The organism is Achromobacter sp. NPDC008082, assembly GCF_042957345.1.
Classification (GTDB): Bacteria; Pseudomonadota; Gammaproteobacteria; order Burkholderiales; family Burkholderiaceae_B; genus Achromobacter; species Achromobacter kerstersii_A.
Genome location: NZ_JBIBIB010000003.1, coordinates 240560 through 266362, shown reverse-complemented (window position 1 = coordinate 266362; position 25803 = coordinate 240560). Strand labels below are relative to the sequence as shown.

Below are 25803 nucleotides of genomic sequence, written 5' to 3'. Positions count from 1 at the left end.
GGTTTTCGTCGCGTGCAGCGCAAAGCCGGCTTTCACATGTTCAGCCAAGACGATTCCTCCGCAGGCGCAGCAGGCACAGGAACAGGATGCTGCCCAGCACGCCCACAACGGTACCGATAGGAATTTCGTAGGGGTGAATCACCAGCCGGCCGATGATGTCGCAGGCCAGCACAAAGATGCCGCCCAGCGCCGCCACCCAGGGAATGGATCGGCGCATGTTGTCGCCCAGAATCAGGCTGACGGCGTTAGGCACGATCAGGCCCAGAAAAGGAATGGCGCCCGCCGTCACCACCACCACGGCCGAGATGGCGGAGACGATCAGCAGGCCCACCAGCGTCAGGCGCGCGTGGTTCAGCCCCAGGTTGGACGCGAACTCGCGGCCCATGCCCGCCACCGTGTAGCGGTCAGCGGCGGCGTAGGCCGCGCAGGCCAGCGCAAAACCGATCCACAGCAATTCGTAGCGGCCGCGCAGCACACCCGAGAAATCACCCGTGGTCCAGGCGTGCAGCGATTGCAGCAGGTCAAAGCGAAAGGCCACGAAGGTGGTCATCGCATGAATCACGCCGCCGAGTATCAGCCCGATCAAGGGCACGATGAACGGCGTGCGCAACGGCACGCGGCGCAGGAGCGCCAGGAACAGCAAGGTGCCCGCCAGCGCGAAGGCGGTGGCGGTGAGCATCTTGCCGATCACCGGCGTGTCGGGCGCCAGCAAGGTAATGACCAGGATACCCAGCGTGGCGGACTCGACGGTGCCAGCCGTCGTGGGTTCGACGTAGCGGTTGCGCACCAGCATCTGCATGATCAGCCCGGCCACCGCCAGCGACATGCCGGCCAGCAGCAAGGCCAAGGTGCGTGGCACGCGGCTGACCATCATCAGGCGCCAGGCGCGGTCGGCGGCGTCGCCCTCGCCCCACAACGCCGTCAATGACAGCTGCCCCGCGCCCAGGCTGACGCTGGCCGCGCACAACAGCACCAGCACCAGCAACACGACGGCCAGGCCGCCCCAACCGCTAATCGTCTGCCGCCAACTCACGGGCGGCCTTCCCACGCTTCCCACGCTTCCCACATGCCGCTTACTTTCCTTGCGCCAACGCCGCGGTGATGTCATCCACGTTCTGCTGCATCGCCGTCAGCCCGGCGCTGCCCAGCAAATACCAGTTAAAGCCATTCAGATACACCACCCGCTTGTTCTTCCACGCCTTGGTCGGGCGCACCAGATCGTTGTCCAGCATGCGCTGGGCCGACACGCCTTCGCGGCCGATGGCGGCATCGCGGTCAATCACGAACAGCCAGTCGGGGTCGGTCTGGGCGATGAACTCAAACGAGATCGCCTGGCCGTGGTTCGACACGTTCAGGCCGGGCGCGGCGGGCTTGACGCCAAAGGCGTCGTGGATCACGCCAAAGCGCGAGCCGGGGCCGTAGGCGCTCATCTTGCCGCCTGTGGTCAACACGATCAACGCGGTGCCGGCCGAGCCCGCCTTGTCGTGCAGCGTCTTGATCGACGCCTGCAAGGCCGCCAGCTTCTGCTTGGCCTCTGCCTCTTTGCCGTACAAGGCGGCCAGCGTTTCGGTGTTGCGCGTGACGCTGCCGACCAAGTCCTTGGCGTCTACCGTCAGGTCGACGGTGGGCGCCAGCTTGGACAGCTCGTCATACTTGGGCGCCGAGCGGCCCGCCACGAAAATCACCTGCGGCTGCGCGGCGTGGATCACTTCGTAGTTGGGTTCGAACATGGAACCCACTTTCAGATAGCGCGCATCGGCGTACTGCGCCAATTGCGGCGGCCACTTGGCAACGGCCGGCACGCCCGTCGCTTCAACGCCCAGCGCATGCATCGTGTCCAGCACGGCCAGGTCCATCACCACGGTCTTGGCGGGCTTGGCCGGCACGGCGGTTTCACCGCGCGCATGTTTGACAGGCACTGTGGTTTGCGCGGCGGATACGGCCGTCACCGCGCCCAAGGCCAGCGCGGCGCCGGCTTGCAGCAACCAGCGGCGGGCACAGCCCGTTTTTCCTTGCTTCGTCATAGAACCCTCTTCGTGTTGCGGGGGACGCAAGCGCCCCCCTTTACTGAAACTTAGAACTTCACGCCCACGCCCAGCCAGTAACGGCGGCCGTCTTCCACGTATGCGTAGTCGTCATACGTGACTTGCTTGTCGAACAGGTTGTAAATGCCGGCGTACACCGACACGGTCTTGTTCACCGCGTACGACGCGCCCATATCCACAAAGGTGTAGGACGGCGCCACCACCGACGACGACGACGCGCCCGTCGTCGGCTGGCTTTCCTTGCCGCGGTAGTTCACGCGCGCCCAGGCTTGCAGCGCGTCGGACGCTTCCCAGTTCACCGTGGTGGTGAACAGATGCTTGGGCAACTGGTTCAAGGGCTCGCCCTTGTACTGGCCCGACTTCTGTTCCGACTTGGTGAACGTGTAGCTGCTGGTCAACGACCAGTCGCGCGCCAACGGCAGCTTCATGCTGGCTTCCACGCCGCGCGACACCGCCTTGTCCACGTTCATATAGGTGGTGGGGTTGGAGCCGAACTGGTTGGGGCCTTCCGTGCATTGCGACAACGGGCACGCCACGCGGGTGATCTTGTCCTTGAAGTCGTTGTTGAACACGGTCAGGCCGGCGTTGAAGCCTTCGCCGTCGTCATACAGGATGCCGATTTCTTCGGTAACCGACTTCTCGGGGGTCAGGTCGGGGTTGCCATACATGTTGCCGCCGCGGCTGACCTGGCCCCAGCCCGCCACCGTCTGGCGCAGGTCCGGCGCACGGAAGCCCGTGGACACCCCGCCCTTCAACGTCCAGCGCTCCGCCATGTGCCACACGCCGTACAAACGCGGGCTGAAGTGCGTGCCGAAGTTTTCGTCTTCGTCCATGCGCAGGCCGGCGGTCAGCGCGAAGCTGTCGGTCAGGCGCCATTCGTCTTCAGCGAACAAGGCCCACTGGTAGCGGTCGATCTTGCTGGGGCCGCCCGCCAGCTGATTGCCGGTTTGATCATTCAGGCGCTGGCTCAGGTAGGTGCCGCCCAAGGTCAGCATGTGCGAACCCAACGGCAGCGTCCAGCTCGATTGCAGGTTCAGGTTCTTGACCTTCATCTGCCGCGAGCGGTTGTCGAACTCTTCCTGCTGCACGTAGCTGTCAGACACCGCCCAACCCCACCGGCCGGTATGCGACAGCGCCCACTTGTTGCTGCGATAGTCCGTCTGGGCAGATGCCGGGCAGCCGTTGCGCCCGCAGGCCTCGCCCGGGGCCAGCGGCGCAACCGTCTTGCCCAGCGTTTCCTGGTTTTTCTGGCGCATCGTGGTGGCTTCCAGCACGATGTCGTGGTCGCGGTTCGGCGTGAGCGCAAGCTTGGCGGTCACGCTATCCGAATTGCGCTTGCGGAAGCCGTCGACAATGTTGTCTTCATCGCGCTGTGAGGCCTGACCGTAGATTTGCAAGCCCAGCAAATCGTTCTTGATGGGGCCTGCCAGATAAAAGTTGCCCTGATAGATGTCGCCCGATTTGCTGCTTTCCTGAATGGTCGTATCCATGCGGATCTCGCCATGCCATTCATTGGGGACCTTGCGCGTGATGATGTTGATCACGCCGCCCATGGCATCCGAGCCATACAGCGACGACATCGGGCCGCGCACCACTTCAATGCGTTCGATGGCGGCAAGCGGCGGCGTCCAGCCGCCTTCAACGCCGGCAGAATCAGAGTTGGTACGGGTTTCGCGCGAGCTCTGGCGCTTGCCGTCGATCAAGATCAGCGTGTATTGCGGGCCCATGCCGCGCAGCGAAATGTCCTGGCGGTCGCCGCCGCCCGTGATGATGACGCCCGGCACGTCGATCAGCGCGTCATTCACGTCGCGGTAGAACTTCTTGTCCAGATCTTCGCGGGTGATCACGCTGATGGACGCCGGCGCGTCCTGAATCTGCTGCTCGTAGCCGCTGGCCGTCACCACGACGGTTTCCAGGGTCTTGGCCGAACTGTCGCTTTGCGCCCAAGCGGCCGCCGGGCTCATGCCCAAACCGGCCGCGCACAGGGCCACCGCCAGTTGCGTACGCGACACCGTGACGCGCCCGCCCAAGGCCAGATCTTTGCTGCTCATGATTCCGCTTTCTCCCGTACCGGACCCTGCCGCACCCCACGTGCAACCCCGGGCCCACCTCTTATTTCTTAATGAAAACTATTCTCATATTAGAATTGAGGCTGTCGGAATCCGGCAAACGCCTTTCCGCAACTTTTACTTTCTTCGCACTTCTTGACACTTGGCGGTTCGGCCATCAGCCACACTACCGGGTGCGGAACACAGATAACGGATGCTTTTCTCACACACAGCGGTTACGCGCCGCATCCTCCTGATCGACGACGATGTCGAACTGGCTCAGATGCTGCGCGAATACCTCGAACCCAATCACTGCCTGCTGACACTGGCCCATACCGGCGCCCAGGGTCTTGCCCTGCTGGCGCAAGACGATTACGACCTGGTGCTGCTGGACCTGATGCTGCCCGACGGCAATGGCCTGGACCTGCTCAAGCAATACCGCGCGCGATCGCGCCGGCCCGTGATCATGTTCACGGCCCACGGCAGTGAGACCGACCGTGTGCTGGGGCTGGAGTTCGGCGCCGACGACTATCTGGCCAAGCCGTTCAGCCCGCGCGAACTCAAGGCCCGTATCACCGCCGTGATGCGCCGCTTTGAAGAAGTGCCCGAGACCACCAAGCCCTGCCTGACGCTGGGCGCGTTGTCGCTGGACCCGGCGTCCGGCCGGGCGCGATTGGGTCAGGAAGAAGTCCTGCTGACCGGGGCCGAACAACGCATCCTGGAACTGCTGATGCGCGTGCCCGGCCAGGTCGTCGCGCGTGAGCAGATCGGCATGTACGCGCTGGGCCGCCGCCCCGAACGCTACGACCGCAGCATCGACACCCACATCAGCACCTTGCGCAAGAAGCTGCGCCTGGATGCGTCCGGCGACACGCTGTCGATCCGTAACCTGCGAGGGCTGGGCTACGTGCTGGCGGGCGCGTCGGCATGAGCTGGCCGCTGCCCACGCGGTCCCTTTTCTGGCGCGCCTTTCTGACCTTCTGGTGCGCCATGGCGATCATCCTGGTGTGCGGCATGCTGTTCACCGCCACGGTGGCCTGGTATCGCATCAACTCGCTGGATGGCCTGAACCCCGCCAGCCTCACCCAAGACGCGCGCCAAGTGGCCCGCAACCACGGTGTGGAAGGATTGGAACGCTGGGTCCGCGCCATGGACGAGCGTTATTCCGCGCTGAAGATCTACGTGCTGGACGCGCAAGACACCGAGATTCTGGGGCGCACCCTGCCCGCGCGCATGCACGATTGGCTTAGCGCGTATCGCGCGGCGTCAGACCATCCGCCGCAAGCGGACTACCTTCAGCCCGACCCCGTCGGCGAACGCGTGTCGTGGTGGCAGCCCCAACTGCTGGTGCTGCCCGACGGCACGCAGCTGCTGATGCTGTTCCTGCCGTTCGACTCTTCGCACTGGGAAGTGTTGGGCTTGTCGCCCGTGGCGCTGGCCTTGCTGCTGTTTGCGCTGGCCGTGACCGCGCCTTTTTGCTGGGCGTTGACACGGCACGTCACCGCGCCGTTGACGCAGCTGCGCCACGCCACGCAAGCCTTGGCGGCGGGCCGGCTCGGTGCCCACACACCGCCCAAGCTTGCCCGGCGCAAAGACGAACTGGGCTTGCTGGCGCGTGATTTCAACGCCATGGCCGACCGGCTCAAGGCCTTGGTCGATACGCGTGAACAGCTGCTGCACAACATCGCCCACGAGCTGCGCTCGCCGCTGGCGCGTTTAAGGCTCGCGTCTGAACTTGCGCGGCGCAAAGACGAACGCCAGGACGTGCAACTGGATCGCATTGAACGCGAATGTGAACGCCTGGATGCGCTGGTGGGCAATACCTTGCGGCTGGCGCGGCTTGGCGCATTGCCTGAACCCAGCGACACGCTGGACCTGACCGCCATCGTGTCCGACGTGGTGGACGATGCGCGCTTTGAGGCCGACGCGCTGCATGTGCGCATCACCTGGGAACCGCCCGCGCCGGTCATGGTGACGGGCGAACGCGACAGCTTGTCCAGCGCGATTGAAAACGTGCTGCGCAACGCCTTGCGCTTCGCCCCCGCGCACAGCGCCATCCGGGTGCGGCTGCTGATCAGCGCGCGTGAAGCCTGCCTGGAAATCGAAGACCGCGGGCCGGGCGTACCGGCGCAAGATCTGGAGTCGCTGTTCGAACCGTTCTACCGGGTGGCGTCGGACAAGAACCTCGCGGGCTCTGGCGCGGGGCTCGGGCTGTCCATCGCCCAAGCCGCCATCGCCGCGCACAAGGGCCGGATATCGGCGCGCAACATGTCTCCGCAAGGCCTGAGCGTGCGGATGGAGCTGCCGCGCCAATCCCCGGCATAACCTCGGCAATTTAGAACGTGATGTTCGCCGACACCCACAGGCGGCGGCCTTCCAGCACCTGGCGGTACGAGTTGGCCCAGTTCGCATTGGCGGCGGGCTCGCTCGTGCCGATTTTGGTGGGCCCGTAGTTAACGAAGTTCTTGTCGAACAGGTTGAACACCGACGCCGACAGCGTCACGTTCTTGTTGACTACATACGAGCCACCCATGCTGGCCAGCCAGTACGGGTTGTAGAACACCTGCTCCTTCTCCCAGTTCATGTCATTGAATTGCTTGGCGCGATACTCGCCGCGCACCCACGCGTTGAACTGGTCGTTGATGCGCCAGTTCAGGCCCAGGTTCAAGCTGTGGCGAGGCTGCGAACCCAGCGGCTGGCCTTGCTTGGCGCCGGAGGTGACTTCGCTGGCGGTCAGCGTGTAATTCCCGTTGAACGACACGCCGCCATAAAGCGGAATCCGGCCGCCCAGCTCAACGCCCTGGATGGTCGCGGTATCAATGTTCACGCGCTGCGAGAAGTTCGCCACCGGTATGCCGTTGCGCTCCCATACGCCCAGGTCCAGGCAGCCCGGCGCGGGGCCGCCCACCGCCAGGCAGTTCGGCACGTTCTGGCTGTCGATCTTGTCTTTGAACTTGGTGTGGAAGGCGGTCAGATTGCCGGACAGGCCTTCGCCATCGTCAAACAGCAGGCCCAGTTCCGACGAGGTGCTGCTTTCCGGCGTCAGCTGCGAATTGCCCAGCAGCGGCATGGTGCCTTGCGCGCCCAGGCCGATGATTCCGTCGGTCATCAGGTTGATGTCGGGCGTTTTGTAGCCCTTGCTGACGCCGCCCTTGACCGTCCACATCGGCGTGGCGTTCCACACCAGATAGCCGCGCGGGCTCCACTTGCCGCCGAACTGTTCGTTGCGGTCGTATCGGGCGCCCGCCGTCAAGGCCAGGTCGTCGACAATGCGCCATTCGTCTTCGGCGAACAATGCCCATTGATACTGGCGCAGGTTCAGCGGCGCGGATACCAGCGTGTCCTTGAAGTGCTGCTCGCGCCACTGGCCGCCCAGCGTCAGGTTGTGCCGGTCGTTGAACAGCGGCATCGTCCACTTCGTGTCCAGCACCCAGTTGTCGTATTCCAGATCGCGCTTGTCGCCGTCCGTCGGCATGCGGGGCGCGTTCATGGGATTGGTGCGGCCGATGGTTTCGGTGGTGTCGTACACCAAGCTCGTGTCCGAGCTGATGGAATTGCTGTATCGGCCCAGATGCGTCAACGCATAGCGCTGACGGTTGAACTTCATTTCGGGCTCGTAGCCGCCGCCTTGGCGATTGGGCGCGATGCTGGTGTTCAGCGTGCCGAGTTCGCCATTGGCGTTGTCATACGTCTGCCAGTAGCTGTCCACGTCCAGCAACACGTCGTGATTGCGGTTCGGCGTCAGCGACAGGCGCAGCCCAACGTTCTGCTGCGTGCTGTCGCCAAGGCCGGTGAAGCTGGCGATATCGCCGGTGTAGTTGCCGCTGTTGTACTCGGCCTGGTTGACGGGGTAGCTGCCGTTGGCGCTCAGGCGGCGATAGTGGCCGCCGCGCAAGGTCAGGCCCAGCTTGTCGGTCTTGATGGGGCCGCTCAGGTAGAACGCCGCGCCGTAGTTGTTGCCGAAGGTGTTGTCGCCCTGCGCCGTGCCGTCCAGCGTGATCTGGCCCATCCAGTCCTGGCTGACCTTGCGCGTGATGATGTTGATGACCCCGCCCATCGCATCCGACCCATACAGGGTGGACATGGGGCCACGCACCACCTCGATGCGCTCGATGGCGGCCATCGGGGGAATGAAGTTGGTGTCGACGTCGCCAAAGCCGTTCGGGCGCGCGCCCGAGCTGTTCTGGCTCATGCGCTTGCCGTCCACCAGCACCAGCGTGTAGTCGCTGGGCAAGCCGCGGATGCTGATATTCATGCCACCCGCCTTGCCGCCCCGCTCGACCGTCACGCCTTCCACGTCCGACACCGCATCGGCCAGATTGTGAAAGGGTTTGGTCTCCAGCTGCTCTCGCGTGATCACCGAAATGGATGCGGGCGCGTTCTTGATGTCCTGCTCGAAGCCGGACGCGGTCACCACCACGGTGTCCAGCTGCGCGACACCCAGGGTGTCTTCCTTGGGGCCCGCGACGGTTTGCGCGGGTGGCGCGGGTTGCGCATGCGCGGCGCCGATCGTGGCCAGCGCCAGCGCCAGGGGCAAAGCCAGCGGCAACAGACGCAAGGAATGGGAAGGTGAACGACGAGCTCGGACCGAGCCGTGGATGCGTTGAAGAGTCGACATAGGGAATCAAAGGGAACCGCCCGAACCGGGCGGCGCGCATTGCGCTGATTGATAATTTCAATGAACGGCAATGATATTCATTCCCAATATGTCATTCAACTTTTTGTCAGTGTTTATTCAGTTTTTAGAAAGTTTTGAGAAAAATCTTAGAAAAGTGACGCATCCGCACGACAACTCACGTTATCGCGCAGGCAACATCCAGGGACGGATTTCAGTCGTCAGCGAGAATGGCGGCCGGCAAACGCGGCAACACCCGCATGGCGTTCGCGGTGGTGGCGTGCGCCACCTGGGCGGCCGTGATGCCGCGCAGCTCGGCCAGCACCTGGGCGATGCGGGCCAACTCCCCCGGCCGGTTGCGGCGCTGCGGAGGGTGCAGCCAGGCGGGCGGAATGTCTGGCGCGTCGGTTTCCAGCACCAGATGCGACAAGTCGACGTCCACCGCGTGGCGGCGGATCTGCAAGGCGCGCTCGTAGGTCATGGCGCCGCCCATGCCCAGTGCAAACCCCAGATCAATAAAGGCCTGCGCCTGCTGGGCGCTGCCGTTAAAGGCGTGCGCGATGCCGCCGATGCGGCCATGGCGGCGCAGATACTTCAGCAGGATGTCTTGCGAGCGGCGCACATGCAGCAGCACCGGCAGCTTGAATTCGGCGGCCATCGCCAACTGCGCGGCGTAAAAACGTTCCTGCTTTTCGCGGGGTTCGCCCGATGAGATTTCAGGCACGAAGAAGTCCAGGCCGATCTCGCCAATGGCGACAAAGCGCGGGTCGCCTAGCGACGCTTTGATCGCGTCGCGCAGCGCGTCCAGATCGGCATCGGCCGCGCGCTGGACGTAAAGGGGGTGGATGCCCAGCGCGTAGGCGCCGCCTGCCACCTCGGCCGCCATGTCCCGCACGATGCCGAAATTGGCGCGTTCGATGGCGGGGATGACGATGGATTGGACGCCGGCCTCGCAGGCGTGGTCGGCCACCTGCTGGCGGTCGGCGTCGAACTCTGCGGCGTCCAGATGGCAGTGGGTGTCGATCAGCATGGGCGTGGCCTCCTGTTGCGGATTATCCACCCGCATCCCTTATCCCGATACCAGGCGGCCGTTTTCCATCAGCAATTGGCGGTCGGCGCGGCCGGCCAGCTCCTGGTCGTGGGTCACGATGGCGAACGCCGTACCCGATTCCTGATTCACCTGGGTCAAGAGTTCGAACATCTTGTGCGCGGTGTTGCGGTCCAGGTTGCCCGTGGGTTCGTCGGCCAGCACGCAGACGGGGCGCGTCACCAGCGCGCGCGCAAGCGCTACGCGCTGGCGTTCACCGCCCGACAACTGGCCCGGGAAATGGTCTTGGCGCGCGGCCAGGCCCACCAGCGCCAGCACCTCGCGCGCGGCCTCGCGGGCCTTGTCACGGTTCTCGCGGCGCACGATAAGCGGCATCGCCACATTGTCCAGCGCCGAAAATTCCGCCAGCAGATGGTGGAACTGATAGACAAAGCCCAGGCTGCTGTTGCGCACGGCGCTCTTCTTGGCTTCGGACAGGCCGACGGCCAATTGGCCATCCACCGACACCGACCCGCTGGTCGGCACGTCGAGCAAGCCCAGGATATGCAGCAAGGTGCTCTTGCCCGAACCCGATGCGCCCACAATGGCAACCATCTCGCCACGCGCAACAGACAGGCTGACATTGCTGAGCACTTCGATGCGGGCGGGGCCCTCGTCGTAGACCTTGACGATGTTCTCGGCCTGCAGCGCAGGCGTCAGGGCGTCAGCGTTTTGAATCTTAATCATGGCGCAGCACCTGAGCCGGTTGCAGACGCGAGGCGCGCCAGCTGGGATACAGCGTTGCCAGCAGCGACAACACCAGTGACGTCAGGCCAATCGTGACGATGTCGCCCACTTGCGGATCAGACGGCAAGGCGCTGATGAAATAGACCTCGCGCGGCAGGAAATGCACACCCAGCAGACGCTCGATGAACGGCACGATCACGTCCACGTTATAGGCAATGACGATACCGCCGGCTACGCCCAGCAACGTGCCGATCACGCCAATCAGCGCGCCCTGCACCAGGAAGATGCGCGCCACTTCGCCCGGCCCCGCACCCAAGGTGCGCAGGATGGCGATGTCCGATTGCTTGTCCTTCACGGCCATGACCAGCGACGACAGCAGGTTGAACGCCGCCACCGCCACGATCAGCGCCAGGATCAGGAACATCATGCGTTTTTCGGTTTGCACGGCGGCGAACCAGGTGCGGTTGTTGCGCGACCAGTCGCTGGCCATCACGTAAGGCGGCAGCACTTTTTTCAGCTCGTTCGCCACTTCCGGGGCCTTCTGCATGTCGGCGATACGCAGGCGCACGCCGGCCGTGCCGTTTTCGCGGAACACGCGCGCGGCGTCTTCGTTGTCAACGAACGCCAGCGACGAATCGTATTCATAGTGGCCCGACGAGAACACGCCCACCACGGTGAACTGGCGCATGCGCGGCGCAAAACCGGCGGGGCTGATCGAGCCTTGCGGGGCCATCATCAGCAGCGTGTCGCCCAGCTTCACGCCCAGGCCGTCGGCCAGTTCGTTGCCCAGCACCACGCCGAAGCCGCCCGCCTTCAGGTCGGTCAGTTTTCCCGACACCATCTGGCGCGGCAGGTCAGATACGTTGCCTTCCGTGGCGGGGTCGATGCCGCGCACCTGCACGCCTCGCAACGCCTGTCCGCGCACCAGCATGCCTTGGGCGGCCACGAATGGCGCGCCGGCCTTGACCTCGGGGTTCTTCTTGGCGGCGTCAGAGAACTGCTGCCACTGCTCCAGCACCCGTTCGGGCAAGGCCCCGGGTATATAGAGTTCGATGTGCGGCAGCACCGACAACATGCGGTCGCGCACTTCTTTTTGGAACCCGTTCATCACGGACAGCACGACGATCAGGGCGGCGACGCCCAGCGCGATACCGGCCATGGAGCTGGCGGCGATGAAGGAGATGAAGCGATCGCGGCGCCCGCGTCGCTGGCGGATTCGGGCCAACCCGGCATAGCGGGCGCCTATCCATAGTTCGTAGGGTATTTTCAGCACGTGCGCATTATGGCATTAACGGCTGGAAAATCGCGCCGCGAATGTGCGGTTCCACGACCAGCCGTGTCAACCTATGGCAAGCGCCAATGCCCCTTAGTTCCCTGCCCCCGCCCGGACTACAATCCCCGCCATGCTGATCGTCATTCCGGGCGCCTTGCCCGCCCTACCCGTGGCCGCCGAACTGGCCAAACTCCTGCCCGAACGCGCGCCCACCCTGCACAGCTGGCTGCAAGCGGGCGCCGCCCGCCCGGCCGCTTTCGATGCGCGCGCCCACGGCTGTACCGCCTTTGAGTCCTGGCAGTTGAGCCGCGCAGGCTACGCTCCCGAGCCCGGCCTGCTGCAAGGCGCAGGCCTGGGGCCGCTGCTCGCAGCCGGTCAAGCTGCGGCGGGTGATGCTGCGGCGGGCGATCCCGCGGCAGGCGATCCTGCGGCAGCCGATGCTGCGGCAGGCGATCCTGCGGCAGCCGATGCCACGGCAGGCCATGCCGCCACGGACGGCCCCGTCTGGCTCGCCGAACTGGTGCACCTGGCCTTGGGGGCCGATCAGGCCAACCTGCTGGACCCGGGCCAGATGGACCTGCGCCCCGAGGAAACCGCTGCCCTGCTCGACACTGCTCGTCCGCTGTTCGACGGCACCGGTTTCACGGTTCAGGCCTTGTCGCCACAGCGTTGGCGGCTGACGCTGCCCGACGGGCTGCGGCCGCAGACGGCATCGCCCCACGTCGTGGCCGGTCACCGCTTGAACGAGTGGTGGCGCCAGGATGCCGAAACGCGTCCGTGGCGCCGGTTGCTGAATGAAATACAGATGGCGTGGCATGAACACCCCGTCAACGACGACCGCGCCGCGCGCGGGCTGCCCCCCGTCAACGCCTTATGGCTGTACGGCGGCGGCAGGCCATGGCCCATCACCCCGGCCGGCCCTGAACGCGTACTGACCGGGCTTGACGCCCCGCAACGCGCAGGCGACTGGTCCGCCTGGCTGGATGCGCTGGCTGAACTGGACGCGCAGCATTTGCGCCCGTTGGCCGGCAAGAAAGGCGTACCGGATACGCCCACCGACCTGCTGCTGCTGGGCGACGACCGCCAAGTCGCCCTCACCCTGAAACCGCGCGGGGGCCTGCTTGGCTTGCTGCCCGCGCCCAAGAAAAACTGGAGCGCCTGGTGGTCTCACCCCGCTTAACAATTCGCCCCGCCGACCTGGACGCCAGCCGTGTGTTGGAAGCCTCGGGCATCCACCCCCTGCTCGCCCGTCTGTGGGCCTCGCGCGGCGTCACCCATCCCGACCAGACCAAACTGGCCTGGCCGTCGCTGCTGCCGCCCGCTGGCCTGACGCATTCGGCGCATGCCGCCGGCGTCCTGGCCGACGCCATCCAGGCCGGCAAGAAGCTGCTGATCGTGGCCGACTATGACTGCGACGGCGCCACCGCCTGCGCGGTCGGCCTGCGCGCGCTGGCCGCCATGGGCGCGGATGTCGACTTCCTGGTGCCCAACCGCTTCGAGACTGGCTACGGCCTGTCGCCCGCCGTGGTGGACCTGGCCGTCACGCACCGCAGCGGCAAGCCCGACATCATCATCACCGTCGACAACGGCATCGCCAGCGTGGACGGCGTGGCCGCCGCCAACGCGGCCGGCATCGGCGTGGTCATTACCGACCACCACTTGCCGGGCGACACCCTGCCCGACGCCCTGGCCATCGTGAACCCGAATCAGCCCGGCTGCGGCTTCCCGTCCAAGAACCTGGCGGGCGTTGGCGTCATCTTCTACATGATGCTGGCCTTGCGCGCCGAGCTGCGCCGCCGTGGCGTCTATGCCGCCGACGGCGGCCCGCGCCTGGATGCGCTGTCTGATCTGGTGGCGCTAGGCACGGTCGCCGACGTGGTCAAGCTGGACGCCAATAACCGCTTGCTTGTCACCCAAGGCCTGCAACGCATGCGCAGCGGCCGTCTGCAACCGGGGCTGCGTGCGCTGTTCGCCGTGGCCGGCCGCGAGCCGCGCAGCGCCAATGGTTTCGACCTGGGCTTCGCGCTGGGGCCGCGCATCAACGCTGCGGGCCGTCTGGCCGACATGAGCCTGGGCATCGCCTGCCTGACCACCGACGACGAAGCCCAAGCGCTGGAAATGGCGCGCGAGCTCGACAACATCAACCGCGAACGCCGCACCATCGAAGCCGAGATGCGCGAGCAGGCGCTGGCCGCCATGGAAGAACCCAACGCGTCAGCGGGCGCCACGGTCTGCGTGTTCGACCCGGGCTGGCACCAGGGCGTGGTGGGCTTGGTGGCGTCGCGCTTGAAAGAAAAGTTCTGGCGCCCCACGCTAGCGTTCGCCCCCGCGGGCGACGACGAAATCCGGGGTTCCGGCCGCTCGATTCCCGACGTGCATTTGCGCGACGCGCTGGACCTGGTGTCCAAGCGCCACCCCAACCTGATCCGCAAGTTCGGCGGCCACGCCATGGCGGCCGGCCTGACGCTGGGCCGCGAAGACTTCCCCGCCTTCGCTCCGGCTTTCGACGCCGCCGTGCGCGAGCTGACCGGGCGCGACACCTTCGAACCCGTCATCGAAACCGACGGTTCGCTGGAGTCCGGTTACGCCAACGCGGAAGTGGCGGGCATGCTGCAACAACAGGTGTGGGGCGCGGGCTTTGCCGCGCCGTTGTTCCTGGATGAATTCACCGTGCGCAACCAGCGCCTGGTCGGTGAAAAGCACTTGAAGCTGTCGCTGGAACGCGGCCATCAACGCTTTGACGCCATCTGGTTCGGCCACGACCAGTCTCTGCCCGAACACATCCAGGCCGCGTACCGGCTGGAGCAAAACGTGTGGAACGGGATGGTGTCGGTGCAATTGGTGATTGAACACGCGGGGTGAAAACAAAACGGCGGGGGCTCGTCAAAGCCGCCGCCGGTTTTTCCCAAATGGCCCGAGGCACGCCCCCGGGCCGCCCCGTTATTTATTCACCAGCTTGGCCGGCTGCGCCAGCGCCACCAGGGCGCCCACCACCAGGCAGCCCGACAGCATGTACAGGCCGGTGTTCGTCGTGCCGGTCATGTCCTTTAGCCAGCCCACCAGATACGGGCTGACAAAACCCGCCAGGTTGCCCACCGAGTTGATCAGCGCAATGCCGGCTGCCGCCGCCGTGCCACCCAGCAAAGCCGTGGGCAGGCTCCAGAACAGGGGCAGCACCGTGCAAATGCCGATGTTGGCCACCGTCAGCGCCAAAATCGCCAGCACCGTATTGCCGCTCCAGACGGCCGAGAAGAACAGCCCCAGCGCGCCAAACAGCGCGGGCAGCGCCACGTGCCAGCGGCGTTCACGCAGCCGATCCGAATTGCGCGAAATCAAGATCATCCCGATCACGGCGAACAGGTTGGGAATGGCGGTCAGCAAACCAATCGCCAGCGGGCTTTGCACGCCCGTGCTCTTGATCAGGCTCGGCATCCAGAAGCCCACGCCATACAAACCCATCACGAACGAAAAGTAGATCAGCGCCATCGCCCACACGCGCGGGCGCGTCAGCGCGGCGCGAATCGGCGGGTCTTCCTTTTGCTGCTCTTCGGCCGCGATGTTGCGGATCAGCACCGCTTTCTCGTTGGCGGTCAGCCACTTGGCTTTGTTGATGCGGTCGTCCAGATAGATCAGCACCAGCACCCCGATCAGCACCGAAGGAATGCCTTCCAGCAGGAACAGCCACTGCCAGCCCGACAAGCCGTGGTCGCCATGGAAGGTGGCCATGATCCAGCCTGAGATCGGGCCGCCAATCAGCCCGGACATCGGCACCGCCGTCATGAAGAACGTCGTGATGCGCCCGCGGCGCGCGGCCGGATACCAATAGGTCAGGTACAGGATGATGCCGGGGAAGAATCCGGCTTCCGCCGCGCCCAGCAGGAAGCGCAACGCGTAGAACATATGCACGCTGGTCACGAACATCATGCAGGCGGAAATGATGCCCCACGTGATCATGATGCGCGCGATCCAGATTCGCGCGCCGACCTTGTGCAGGATGATGTTGCTGGGGATTTCGAAGAGGAAGTAGCCGATGAAGAAAATGCCTGCGCCTAGCCCGTACACCGTTTCGCTGAACTGAAGCTCCTGCAGCATTTGCAGTTTGGCAAAGCCCACGTTCACGCGGTCCAGGTAGGCCACGACGTAGCACACCACCAACAGTGGCACCAGCCGCCAGCCTACCTTGCGGTAGATGCGGTCCTCCTCACTCGCCGGGATCGCCGGCGTGACCCCGGGGGTCATCGTGTTTTCCATCTATGTCTCCTGTCCTCTAGCGGGATAGGCCGGCTGTGCGCCGGCATCTTGCGGCCCCCGCCCCGGGTCGGGGACGCAATGGCCGCTGGTCCTAGCCTAGAACCCGCGGGATGACAAAAAACTGAACAACTCAGGCAGTTTCGCGTAATCCCCACGCAAACCCCTAGAGACCAATCCGTCCCTCTTCTTGCAACACGCGCCCGCGTAGTTGTTCCATCCACGGTAAAATGCCAGGTTTCGCACAAAAGTCATCAGGAATCATCATGGAAGCCGAACGTCAGAACCAGCTCGCAGCCCGCCTCGCCGATTACGCGGAGCGCGAACAGGCTCTACGGAGGTATCTTTGACTACGATGCCAAAGCTGAACGCCTGCACGTTGTAAACGCCGAGCTCGAAGACCCGGCGGTCTGGAACGACCCCAAGCACGCCCAAGACCTGGGCCGTGAAAAGAAAGCCCTGGAAGACGTGGTGGAAACGCTCACCGCGCTTGGCACAGGCCTGGCCGACGCCAACGAATTGTTTGAACTGGCCAAGGCCGACGATGACGATTCCACGCTTGAAGCCATTGAACAAGACGCCGACGGTTTCCAGGCAAAGCTGGAAAACCTTGAATTCCGCCGCATGTTCTCGAACCCGGCCGACCCGTTGAACTGCTTCCTGGACATCCAGGCTGGCGCCGGCGGCACGGAAGCGCAGGATTGGGCGTCGATGCTGTTGCGCCAGTACCTGAAGTACGCCGAGCGCAAGGGCTTCAAGGTCGAAGTGCTGGAAGAATCCGAAGGCGACGTCGCGGGCATCAAGTCGGCCACCATCAAGATGGAAGGCGAATACGCCTTCGGCTACCTGCGCACCGAAACCGGCGTGCACCGCCTGGTCCGCAAGAGCCCGTTCGATTCCTCCGGCGGCCGCCACACGTCGTTCGCCAGCGTGTTCGTGTACCCGGAAGTCGACGAATCATTCGAAGTTGAAGTGAACCCCGCCGACCTGCGCGTGGACACCTACCGCGCTTCCGGCGCGGGCGGCCAGCACATCAACAAGACCGACTCCGCCGTGCGTCTGACCCACATCCCCACGGGCATCGTCGTGCAGTGCCAGAACGACCGTTCACAGCACCGCAACCGCGCCGAAGCCATGCAGATGCTGAAGTCCAAGCTCTACGAACTGGAAATGCGCAACCGCATGGCCGAACAGCAGAAGCTGGAAGACTCCAAGACCGATGTGGGCTGGGGCCACCAGATTCGTTCCTACGTGCTGGACCAGAGCCGCATCAAGGACTTGCGCACGAACGTTGAAATTTCCAACACGCAGAAAGTGCTGGACGGCGACCTGGACCCCTTCATCCAGGCCAGCCTGAAGCAAGGCGTCTAAGTTCCGCGATTTTTCCCCTCACCGTACCCAGAGGTCCACGAATGTCTGACACCATCGCAATCCTTACCGGCGCCTCGCGCGGCATCGGCGCCGCCATGGCGCGCGGCCTGGCCAAACCGGGCACGCGCCTGATCACGCTGGCGCGCCGCGAAGACCCCGAACTGGCCGCCTATGCGCGGTCGCAGGATGTTCAGCTGGAACAACTGTCCGTGGACCTCTCGGACTTGAAGGCGGCTGAAACCGCGGCCGAACGCATCTGCTCGGCCCTGCCGCGCGACGCCAAACGCTATCTGCTCATCAACAATGCGGGCACGGTGCACCCCGTGACCGGCACCGACGCCCTGATCGACAGCGCGGCCATCACCGCCGCCTTCAATCTGAACGTCACCGCCGTCATGCTGCTGACCGCGCGCTTCCTGGCCGCCGTCGAAGACCTGAAGGCCGACCGCCGCGTGCTGAACATTTCCTCCGGCGCGGGCCGCAACCCGAACGCCGGCTGGGGCGTTTACTGCGCCACCAAGGCCGCGCTTGATATGTACTCGCGCGTGGTCAAGCAGGAACAAGGCGCCGACGGCGCGCGCATCGTTGCGCTGGCCCCCGGCATTGTCGACACCGACATGCAGGTCGCCATCCGTTCCAGCGACCCGGAAAGCTTCCCGGCCCTGGCCAAGTTCCAGGACTTCCACGCCACGGGCAAGCTGTCTTCGCCCGCCAATGTGGCCACCCGCATCCTCGCCTACCTGGATCGCGAAGATTTCGGCACAACCGAAATCGACGACATCCGCAATTACGACTGATCCCCCGACCATGACCGACCACTCGACCACTCCGGCCCCCGCCCAGGATGAAAACCGCTTGATCGCCGAACGGCGCGCCAAGCTGGCCAAACTGCGCGAAACCGGGGTCGCGTACCCCAACGATTTCGTCCCGGACGCCCGCGCCGCGGCCCTGCATGACAAGTACGACGGCGAAGAACAGGAAGCCCTGGCCGCCGCCGCCGTCACCGTCAAGGTCGCCGGCCGCATGATGCTCAAGCGCGTCATGGGCAAGGCCAGCTTCGCCACGCTGCAAGACAGCACCGGCCGCATCCAGATCTACCTGGACCGCGGCACGCTGGGCGAAGACAACTACGCCGCGTTCAAGCAATGGGACATCGGCGACATCATCGCGATCGAAGGGTCGGTCTTCAAGACCAACAAGGGCGAACTGTCGGTGCACGCCGCCACCGCCCGCCTGCTGTCGAAGTCGTTGCGCCCGCTGCCTGACAAGTTCCACGGCGTGGCCGACCAGGAACTGCGTTACCGCCAGCGCTACGTTGACCTCATCATGACGGACGCCACGCGCCGCACGTTTGAAGCGCGCAGCAAGGCCGTGGGCAGCATCCGCCAGTTCATGCTGAACGCCGGCTTCCTCGAAGTGGAAACGCCCATGCTGCACCCGATTCCGGGTGGCGCGGCGGCCAAGCCCTTCGTCACGCACCACAATGCGCTGGACATGGAAATGTACCTGCGCATTGCGCCCGAGCTCTACCTGAAGCGCCTGATTGTCGGCGGCTTTGAACGCGTGTTCGAAGTCAACCGCAACTTCCGCAACGAAGGCGTCAGCCCGCGTCACAACCCTGAATTCACGATGATGGAGTTCTACGCGGCCTTTGCGGAATACCGCTGGCTCATGGACTTCACCGAAGAGCTGATCCGCCAGGCCGCTATTTCGGCCACCGGCAGCGCCGTGCTGACGTATCAGGAACGCGAGCTTGACCTGTCCAAGCCGTTTGACCGCCTGACCATTTGCGAAGCCATCCTGAAGTACGCGCCGGGCTACACCCAGGCGCAGCTGGATGACCCGGTCTTTGTGCGCGCCGAACTGAAGAAGCTGGGCGCGGACGCCGACGGCCCCGTGCTGTCGCGCGCCGGCCTGGGCGCGCTGCAACTGGCGCTGTTCGAAGAGACGGCGGAAGCCAAGCTCTGGAACCCGACCTACATCATCGACTACCCGGTCGAAGTGTCGCCGCTGGCGCGCGCTTCCGACACGCGCGAAGGCATCACCGAGCGCTTCGAACTGTTCATGACCGGCCGCGAAATCGCCAACGGTTTCTCGGAGTTGAACGACCCCGAAGACCAGGCCGAACGCTTCCGCTCGCAAGTCGAAGCTAAGGACGCCGGCGACGAAGAAGCCATGTTCTACGACGCGGACTACATCCGTGCGCTGGAATACGGCATGCCTCCGACGGGCGGCTGCGGCATTGGCATCGACCGCCTGGTCATGCTGCTGACCGACAGCCCCAGCATCCGTGACGTCATCCTCTTCCCGCACCTGCGCCGTGAAGACTAAAGGCCGCAAGGCCACGGCGGCATCATGATCTTCAAGATCCTGATGCTGTTGCTGGTGGTGGCGGGGCTGGTCTACTGGATCAAGCAACCCCGCCGCATCCAGCCGGGCTCGCAGGGCGCGTCCTACGCGCCCGTGCGAGCGCGACGTCCGGTATTCATTGCGCTATGCATCGCCGCCGCCATCTCGGCCGTGGCGGCGCTGATGACCGCCCTGCTGTGGATGGGCGGCGTGGCGGGCGGCGTCACCGGTGGCGGCTATCACGGCGAAGCCGATTACCTGCTGCCGGTGTCCGGTTCGCTGCTGGCGCTGGCCGTGGCCTGCGCCGTCGGCGCCTTCATCAAACGCCGCGGCTAAGTCGCGGTTATGCCGCGCTTAAGTAGCGCTTGAGTCGTGCTTGAGTCGCAGTCATGCCGCAACGGGCCACGCCCCCGCTCCCGCGGGCAAAGCCGGCAGCGACGCCAACAACATCGCATCAATGAACTCGGCAGGCGCAAGGCGCCCGCCGGGCTTGTACCACTGCACCGTCAGGTTCATCGCTCCCAGCACACAGCGCTTGATGACGCGTGCATCCCCCTGGATCAGCCCCGCGTCCACCGCGCCCGCCACCGCCGCCTGCCACATGGCTTCATAGTGGTCGCTTAGCGCCTTCACGGCCGCCTGGCTGGGCGCCGACAAGCTGCGCCATTCGTACACCAGCGCGTTCATCGCGTCGCCACCCGCGCCTTGCAGCATGCTCCACATATGTACGCGAAACAGCGCCGCCAGACGATCGGCCGGGGCCTGGTATCGCGCCAGCGCGCGCTCGCCGTCGTCGATCACTTCCTGGATGCCGTTGTTCATCACTGCCACCAGAATTTCTTCCTTGCTGCGGAAATGGTGGAACAAGCTGCCGGATTGCAGCCCGACCGCGCGCGCCAGTTCACGCACCGTGGTGCGCTCATAGCCGTGCTTGCAAAAGAGCCGCCCCGCCGTCAGCACCAGTTCGCGGCGGCGTTCGGAATCGGTGCCTTCGTCGCGCGGCACGGCGGCCACGGTCTTGGTCATGACGCGTCACAGCCTCTGGATAATCGTCGCGGTGGCCATGCCATGGCCGATGCACATCAGCTGCATGCCGATCTCGCCTTCCGTTGCTTCAAGCCCTGTCAGCATCTTGGCCATCAGCCCCGCGCCCGTCGCGCCCAGCGGGTGCCCATGCGCAATTGCGCCACCCCAGGGATTCACGCGCGATGGCTTGGCGTCCAGCTCGCGCTGCCACGCCAGCACAACGCTGGCGAAGGCCTCATTGATTTCGATCCAATCGATGTCTTCCAGACTGAGTCCCGCGCGCGCCAACGCCAGACGCGTGGCCGGAATCACGCCCGTCAGCTGCATCACCGGGTCAGCGCCCACCACCACGCGCACCAGGAATCGCGCACGCGGACGCAGCCCGTCTGACAACGCCGTATCGCGGTCGGCCAGCAACACCGCCGCCGCACCATCCGCCAGCTGGCTGGCATTCGCTGCGGTGACGCCGCCCTGCCCCGCTGGCCGCATGGCGGGCGCCATGGCGGCCATGCGGGCGGGGTCTGTTTTCTCGCGGATGCCTTCGTCGCGATGCGCAGCGTCTTGCGGCCCCGGCAGCAGTTCCGCATGCCAGCCGGCACGCGCCGCCGCCCAGGCGCGCGCATGGCTTTCGCGCGCCCACTCGTCCATCGCGGCTTGCGACAGCTGCCAGTGGTCGGCGATGCGTTCCGCGCTTTCAATCTGATGGATCAACGGATAGCGTTCCAGCAGCGCGGGGTTCAGCGATTCAAACCCCTTGAATTCCCCCTGGCCCAAGGTTACGTCCAGGAACATCGGCACGCGGCTCATGCTTTCAACGCCGCCCGCCACCACGTAGCGCATATCGCCCGCCGCGATGGCCTGCGCACCGAAGTGCACCGCCTGTTGGCTGGAGCCGCACATGCGGTTCAACGAAACGCCCGGCACGCTTTCCGGCAAGCCGGACAGCATGGCAGCCAAACGCCCGATGTTGGCGCCCTGCTCGCCCGCCTGGCTGACGCAGCCGGCGATCAGGTCTTCGACTTTGTCTCCCGGCAGCCCAGCGCGCGCCAGCAGCCCGCGCACCGTCTGGGCCAACAGCGTGTCAGGCCGCGTATCCGCCCACCATCCGCCGCGGCGGCCGAATGGCGTACGCACCGCTTCCACGATCACGGCTTCATTCATGCCATCGTCTCCTCAACGTAGAGCGTTTCGATTTCCTTCGCATACGTGCGATAGATGCTGGCGCGGCGCACCTTCATCGTCGCCGTCACCTCGCCGTCGTCATGATCCAGTTCTTTGGTCAGCAGGTGAAAGCGCTTGATCTGCGCCACCGGGGCCAGCCCGGCATTGGCGCGCGACACTTCCTGCTGCACCAGCTCGCGCACCTGCGCCGATTCGGCCAGCGACCGGAAATGCGTGAACGCGATGCGGCGCGACTCCGCCCACTTGCCCACCGTATCGAACTCCAGCTGGATCAGCGCCGAGACGAACTTGCGCCCGTCCGCGATCACGATGCATTCCTTCACGTAGGGGCTGCCCTTGACGGCGTTCTCGATTTCAGACGGCGTCAAATTCTTGCCCCCTGCCGTGATCATGATGTCTTTCAGCCGGTCAACGATGCGCACGCGGCCATCCTGTTCAGCCACCACGTCACCCGTGTGCAGCCAGCCATCACGCACGGTATCGGCCGTGGCGTCGGCGTTCTTGTAGTAGCCCTGGAAGACCATATCGCCCCGCACCAGCAGTTCGCCCGCGTCGCCCATTTTCCAGTCGACACCCAGAATCGGCTCGCCCACCGTGCCCACTTTCACGCGGTCAGGATGCTGGCCAAAAATCATGCCCGAGGACTCCGTCAGCCCGTACACCTCTAGCAGCGGCACACCCAGATTGCGGAAGTAGCGCACCACGTCGGGCGGAATGGGCGCAGCACCCGTCATCGCCACGCGCGCGCGCCGCAAGCCGATGAAGTTTTGCAGGGCGCGCAGCACCAGCCAGTACCACAGGGCATGCGTCATCCGTTCGCCCACGCTGTACTGCGCAGGCGACTTTTCCAGAAACGGCGCGCAACGCGCCAGCGCCTGGCGGTACAGCCATTGCTGTAGCCTCCCCGCTTCCTGCATCTTGATTGATATCGACGCGTGCAGCTTTTCCCAAATGCGCGGCACGCCCAGGAAGATCGTCGGCGCCACTTCGCGCAGGTCTTCCTGCACGGTACGGATCGATTCCCCAAAATTCACCTGCGACCCCAGGTACAACGGCACAAAGGTCGACAGCATCTGCTCGGCCACGTGGCACAGCGGCAGGTAAGACAGATGCACGCTGCGCGCATCCATCGACAGCCGGTCCGCGATGCCCGGCGCCACGCCGCGCATATTGCGAAAGCTCAGCATCGCGCCCTTGGGCTTGCCGGTGGAACCCGACGTATAGATCATCAGCCCGGTCTCATCCAGGCCCTGGGCATCCAGCGCGGTGTTCAGCGCGGCAAGTTCGGCGGCCTCGCGCGCCGCGCCATCGGCTTCGACCTCAGCAAAGGTCACGATGCGTTCGCGCTCGGCCGGCCCATACGATCGCAGCCCCTTGGTTTCCATCATCACGATGCGGCGCAAGCGCGGCAGGCGGCTGGCCACTTGCAGCACCTTGTCGGTTTGCTCCTGGTCTTCGCACACAACAAGCTCAACGTCTGCGTGCTCCAGCACATAGCCCATTTCTTCGGCGGGGCTGGTGGAATACACGCCCACCGCCACGCCGCCCACGGTGCCCGCCCCCAACTGCGTCAGTAGCCATTCCACGCGGTTCTCGGACACGATGGCCACGCGGCCGCCGCGGCTCAACCCCAAGGCGCGCAGCCCCATCCCCACGCGGCACGCACGCTGCCAATATCCGGCCCAGGTCAGCGGCTTCCAGATGCCGAAGTCCTTTTGGCGGATGGCAATGCCGGCAGGCTGGCGCCGCGCCTGCTCGCGCAGCATCTGCGGCAAGGTCAGCTCGGGCCAGACGGCAAGGTCGATGGGGGCAATCATGGTCTTGTCCTTCATGATAGCCAGCGCTTGCGGCGCTTGTAGTGCTTGATGTCGCGAAAGCCGCGCGCTTCGCCCGTGCCGCCCACGCCCAGATAAAACTCGCGCACGTCCGGGTCGGCCGCCAGCTTGTCGGCAGACCCGTCGATCACCACCTTGCCCGTTTCCATGATGTAGCCGTAATGCGCCACGGCCAATGCCACCGAGGCGTTCTGTTCAACCAGCAGCATCGACACGCCCTGCTCGGCGTTAATGCGCGCGATGATGGAAAAAATGCTTTCCACCAGCATTGGCGATAAGCCCAGCGAAGGTTCATCCAACAGCATCAACCGAGGCTGCGCGATCAGCGCCCGGCCGATGGCAAGCATCTGCTGTTCGCCCCCGGACAAGTAACCCGCCAGCCCGCGCCGGCGCTCGAACAAGCGCGGGAAATAGCCGTAGACCAGATCGAAGTCCACGCGCGCCCCCGGCCTGCCCGTCAGCGCGTAGGTGGCCGCCACCAGGTTTTCTTCCACGGTCAGGTCTTCGAACACGCGCCGCCCTTCCATCACATGCGCCAGCCCCGCGCGCACCAGATTCTGCGGCTTGGCGCCCGCGGTGTCGCCGCCGTTGTAGACGATATGCCCGCGCACCAGCGCCCCGTCTTCCAGGTCCAGCAAGCCGGACACGGCCTTCAAGGTGGTGGACTTGCCGGCGCCGTTGCTGCCCAACAGCGCCACGATGCTGCCAGCCGGCACCGACAGGGACAGGCCGCGCAACACCTGCACCGCCTTGTTGTAGACGACTTCGATATTGTTGATGTCCAGCACCGCTGCGGGCGGCGCCGTCGCCGGTTGCGCGTCATGTCCCGGGTTCACTGTGGCCTCACTTCAACACGATCCAATCGGACGCCGGCACCATCTGCTTTTGCTTCACGTCAGCGCGATAGATCCGGCCCACCGGAATGGAATTACCCTTGATCGTGATTGGCACGCCGATCAAGCCGCCCGTGTCAAAGTCCTTGATGCCATCCAGCGCGGCCTTCATGTTGGCGCTGGTCAGTTCTTTGCCCGCGTCCAGCGTGCGCTTGGCCACTTCGCTAAACAGCATCGCCGCCAGGAAGCCCTGCATGTAGCCCGTGCTTTGATACTGCGGACGCATTTCGCGTATCTTCTTCAGCATCGGCGCGTCGCCTTCCGTGTCGTAGTAGTAGCGGTACGGCATCACGCCCATGAAGCCTTCGGCGTCTTCACCCATCTGCATCACGGTGGAGTTGTCCATCGTCCAGAAGGTGCCCATGTAGCGCGTCTTCAGGCCCATGCGCTTGCCCTGCCCCACGAATTCGGGAATGGGCGCCAGCACATAGCCGTGAAAGATCGTGAAGTCAGGGTCGGCGCGGCGCAGCTTGATGACTTCGGTCGATACATCCACGCTGCCCGGCGGCGTCATGATTTCGGTGGCGACTTTCAGCCCCAGCTTTTCCGCCACCGCGCGCGAGCTGGCGATGGGGTCGCGGCCGAACTCGGTGTCGGAATACACGAACGCGACTTTCGCGCCCGGCTGCTCCTTGGCGATGTAGCGCAGCAAGATGCCGAACATCTCGGTGTAGTCCGGCCCCAGCATGAACTGAGCCGGATACTTGGCCGGGTCGTTCAGCTCGGTCGCGAACGAGGCGCCCGTCATCAGGATGTCGCCCGTGCGGTTCAGTTCGGCGTTGATGGTCTTCGAAAAGCCGGTCGAATCACCGTAGTAGAAGTTCACCTTGTTCTGGCTGGTGATCTTCTTGAACGCCGCCACCGACGCATCCACCTTGTAGGCCGTGTCCTCAGGCACGTAGCGCAGCTTGCGGCCCTTGATGCCGCCCTGGTCGTTGATGATCTTCACGTAGTCGGTGATACCCGCGTGAATGCCCTGGCCCGCGAACGCGAACACGCCGCTCAGCGGAATCGACCCGCCCAGCACCAGATCGTCCGCGGCCTGCGCCGCCGGCGCCGCCGCCAAGGCCGCCGCCAGGCCCAATGGGGCCAACAACTTCGATAAACCGCTGCCTATCCGGATGCGCTTCATGATGTGTCTCCT

Annotated in this window: 21 protein-coding genes; 8 read left to right on the top strand and 13 right to left on the bottom strand. The window is 64.8% G+C overall.

The genetic code is table 11. The features are described 5' to 3' along the window. Positions 1-40: 40 nt before the first annotated feature. Genes ACFZAI_RS13445 through ACFZAI_RS13435 form a run of 3 tightly spaced genes read right to left on the bottom strand, consistent with a single transcriptional unit; the run spans position 41 to position 4096 of the window. Complete coding sequence (locus ACFZAI_RS13445; RefSeq protein WP_391567317.1) at positions 41-1033, bottom strand: ABC transporter permease; 993 nt, start codon at positions 1031-1033, stop codon at positions 41-43. 40 nt (positions 1034-1073) lie between these two features. Continuing rightward, complete coding sequence (locus tag ACFZAI_RS13440) at positions 1074-2024, bottom strand: siderophore ABC transporter substrate-binding protein (RefSeq protein WP_391567316.1); 951 nt, start codon at positions 2022-2024, stop codon at positions 1074-1076. Positions 2025-2074: 50 nt separating this feature from the next. Further along, positions 2075-4096, bottom strand: a complete 2022-nt coding sequence (locus tag ACFZAI_RS13435) for a ligand-gated channel protein (protein WP_391567315.1) — start codon at positions 4094-4096, stop codon at positions 2075-2077. Positions 4097-4307: 211 nt separating this feature from the next. Between ACFZAI_RS13435 and ACFZAI_RS13430 the strand changes: the two genes are divergently transcribed. Then, entirely contained in the window at positions 4308-5024 is a 717-nt protein-coding gene (locus tag ACFZAI_RS13430) for a response regulator (RefSeq protein WP_391567314.1), read from the top strand. Further along, positions 5021-6418 (top strand): ATP-binding protein, encoded by a 1398-nt coding sequence (locus ACFZAI_RS13425; RefSeq protein WP_391567313.1) that lies wholly within the window; start codon positions 5021-5023, stop codon positions 6416-6418. Before ACFZAI_RS13430 ends, ACFZAI_RS13425 begins: the two co-directional genes overlap by 4 nt. Positions 6419-6428: 10 nt before the next feature. Here ACFZAI_RS13425 and ACFZAI_RS13420 read toward each other — a convergent pair whose 3' ends face one another. From ACFZAI_RS13420 to ACFZAI_RS13405, 4 genes are all read right to left on the bottom strand, one after another. Further along, on the bottom strand, positions 6429-8711 hold the full coding sequence (locus ACFZAI_RS13420) for a TonB-dependent receptor domain-containing protein (protein WP_391567312.1): 2283 nt from the start codon (positions 8709-8711) through the stop codon (positions 6429-6431). A gap of 211 nt (positions 8712-8922) precedes the next feature. Then, a complete protein-coding gene (locus tag ACFZAI_RS13415) occupies positions 8923-9738 on the bottom strand; it encodes a TatD family hydrolase (protein ID WP_391567311.1) in 816 nt (271 codons plus the stop codon). A 39-nt stretch (positions 9739-9777) separates the two neighbouring features. Next, a complete protein-coding gene (lolD, locus tag ACFZAI_RS13410) occupies positions 9778-10482 on the bottom strand; it encodes a lipoprotein-releasing ABC transporter ATP-binding protein LolD (protein ID WP_054425190.1) in 705 nt (234 codons plus the stop codon). Then, the gene (locus tag ACFZAI_RS13405; protein WP_391567850.1) at positions 10475-11707 is read right to left on the bottom strand and encodes a lipoprotein-releasing ABC transporter permease subunit; all 1233 of its coding nucleotides are present in this window, start codon (positions 11705-11707) and stop codon (positions 10475-10477) included. Before ACFZAI_RS13405 ends, lolD begins: the two co-directional genes overlap by 8 nt. Positions 11708-11885: 178 nt before the next feature. Here ACFZAI_RS13405 and ACFZAI_RS13400 point away from each other — a divergent pair, with 178 nt between their 5' ends. Beyond that, a complete protein-coding gene (locus ACFZAI_RS13400; protein ID WP_391567310.1) occupies positions 11886-12935 on the top strand; it encodes a hypothetical protein in 1050 nt (349 codons plus the stop codon). Then, positions 12917-14617, top strand: coding sequence for a single-stranded-DNA-specific exonuclease RecJ (gene recJ, locus ACFZAI_RS13395; protein ID WP_391567309.1), 1701 nt, complete (start codon positions 12917-12919; stop codon positions 14615-14617). Before ACFZAI_RS13400 ends, recJ begins: the two co-directional genes overlap by 19 nt. Before the next feature lie 78 nt (positions 14618-14695). On the opposite strand, the gene ACFZAI_RS13390 is transcribed toward recJ, so the two are convergent. Then, entirely contained in the window at positions 14696-16006 is a 1311-nt protein-coding gene (locus tag ACFZAI_RS13390; protein ID WP_391567308.1) for an MFS transporter, read from the bottom strand. A 263-nt stretch (positions 16007-16269) separates the two neighbouring features. Here ACFZAI_RS13390 and prfB point away from each other — a divergent pair. The 4 genes from prfB (at position 16270) to ACFZAI_RS13370 (ending at position 20059) form a co-directional block, all read left to right on the top strand. Further along, a protein-coding gene (prfB, locus tag ACFZAI_RS13385) for a peptide chain release factor 2 (RefSeq protein ID WP_391567307.1) occupies positions 16270-17374 on the top strand; the annotation gives its coding sequence in 2 pieces (ribosomal slippage) (positions 16270-16350 and positions 16352-17374; 1104 coding nt in all). A gap of 41 nt (positions 17375-17415) precedes the next feature. Continuing rightward, a complete protein-coding gene (locus tag ACFZAI_RS13380) occupies positions 17416-18171 on the top strand; it encodes an SDR family oxidoreductase (protein ID WP_054425178.1) in 756 nt (251 codons plus the stop codon). A 10-nt stretch (positions 18172-18181) separates the two neighbouring features. Beyond that, positions 18182-19705 (top strand): lysine--tRNA ligase, encoded by a 1524-nt coding sequence (gene lysS, locus ACFZAI_RS13375; RefSeq protein ID WP_391567306.1) that lies wholly within the window; start codon positions 18182-18184, stop codon positions 19703-19705. 24 nt (positions 19706-19729) lie between these two features. After that, a complete protein-coding gene (locus ACFZAI_RS13370) occupies positions 19730-20059 on the top strand; it encodes a preprotein translocase subunit TatB (protein ID WP_391567305.1) in 330 nt (109 codons plus the stop codon). Between the two features lie 51 nt (positions 20060-20110). Here the strand turns inward: ACFZAI_RS13370 and ACFZAI_RS13365 are convergent, their stop codons facing one another. From ACFZAI_RS13365 to ACFZAI_RS13345, 5 genes are read right to left on the bottom strand one after another with little or no spacing between them, the layout of a single operon-like run. Next, positions 20111-20749, bottom strand: a complete 639-nt coding sequence (locus ACFZAI_RS13365) for a TetR family transcriptional regulator (protein WP_391567304.1) — start codon at positions 20747-20749, stop codon at positions 20111-20113. A 6-nt stretch (positions 20750-20755) separates the two neighbouring features. After that, positions 20756-21910, bottom strand: coding sequence for a thiolase family protein (locus tag ACFZAI_RS13360; protein ID WP_391567303.1), 1155 nt, complete (start codon positions 21908-21910; stop codon positions 20756-20758). Next, positions 21907-23763: an AMP-dependent synthetase/ligase gene (locus tag ACFZAI_RS13355; RefSeq protein ID WP_391567302.1), complete on the bottom strand. Its 1857-nt coding sequence runs from the start codon at positions 23761-23763 to the stop codon at positions 21907-21909. Before ACFZAI_RS13355 ends, ACFZAI_RS13360 begins: the two co-directional genes overlap by 4 nt. Next, positions 23760-24554: an ABC transporter ATP-binding protein gene (locus ACFZAI_RS13350; protein ID WP_054425593.1), complete on the bottom strand. Its 795-nt coding sequence runs from the start codon at positions 24552-24554 to the stop codon at positions 23760-23762. Before ACFZAI_RS13350 ends, ACFZAI_RS13355 begins: the two co-directional genes overlap by 4 nt. Positions 24555-24609: 55 nt before the next feature. Continuing rightward, the gene (locus ACFZAI_RS13345; RefSeq protein WP_346550433.1) at positions 24610-25791 is read right to left on the bottom strand and encodes an ABC transporter substrate-binding protein; all 1182 of its coding nucleotides are present in this window, start codon (positions 25789-25791) and stop codon (positions 24610-24612) included. Positions 25792-25803: the final 12 nt, after the last annotated feature.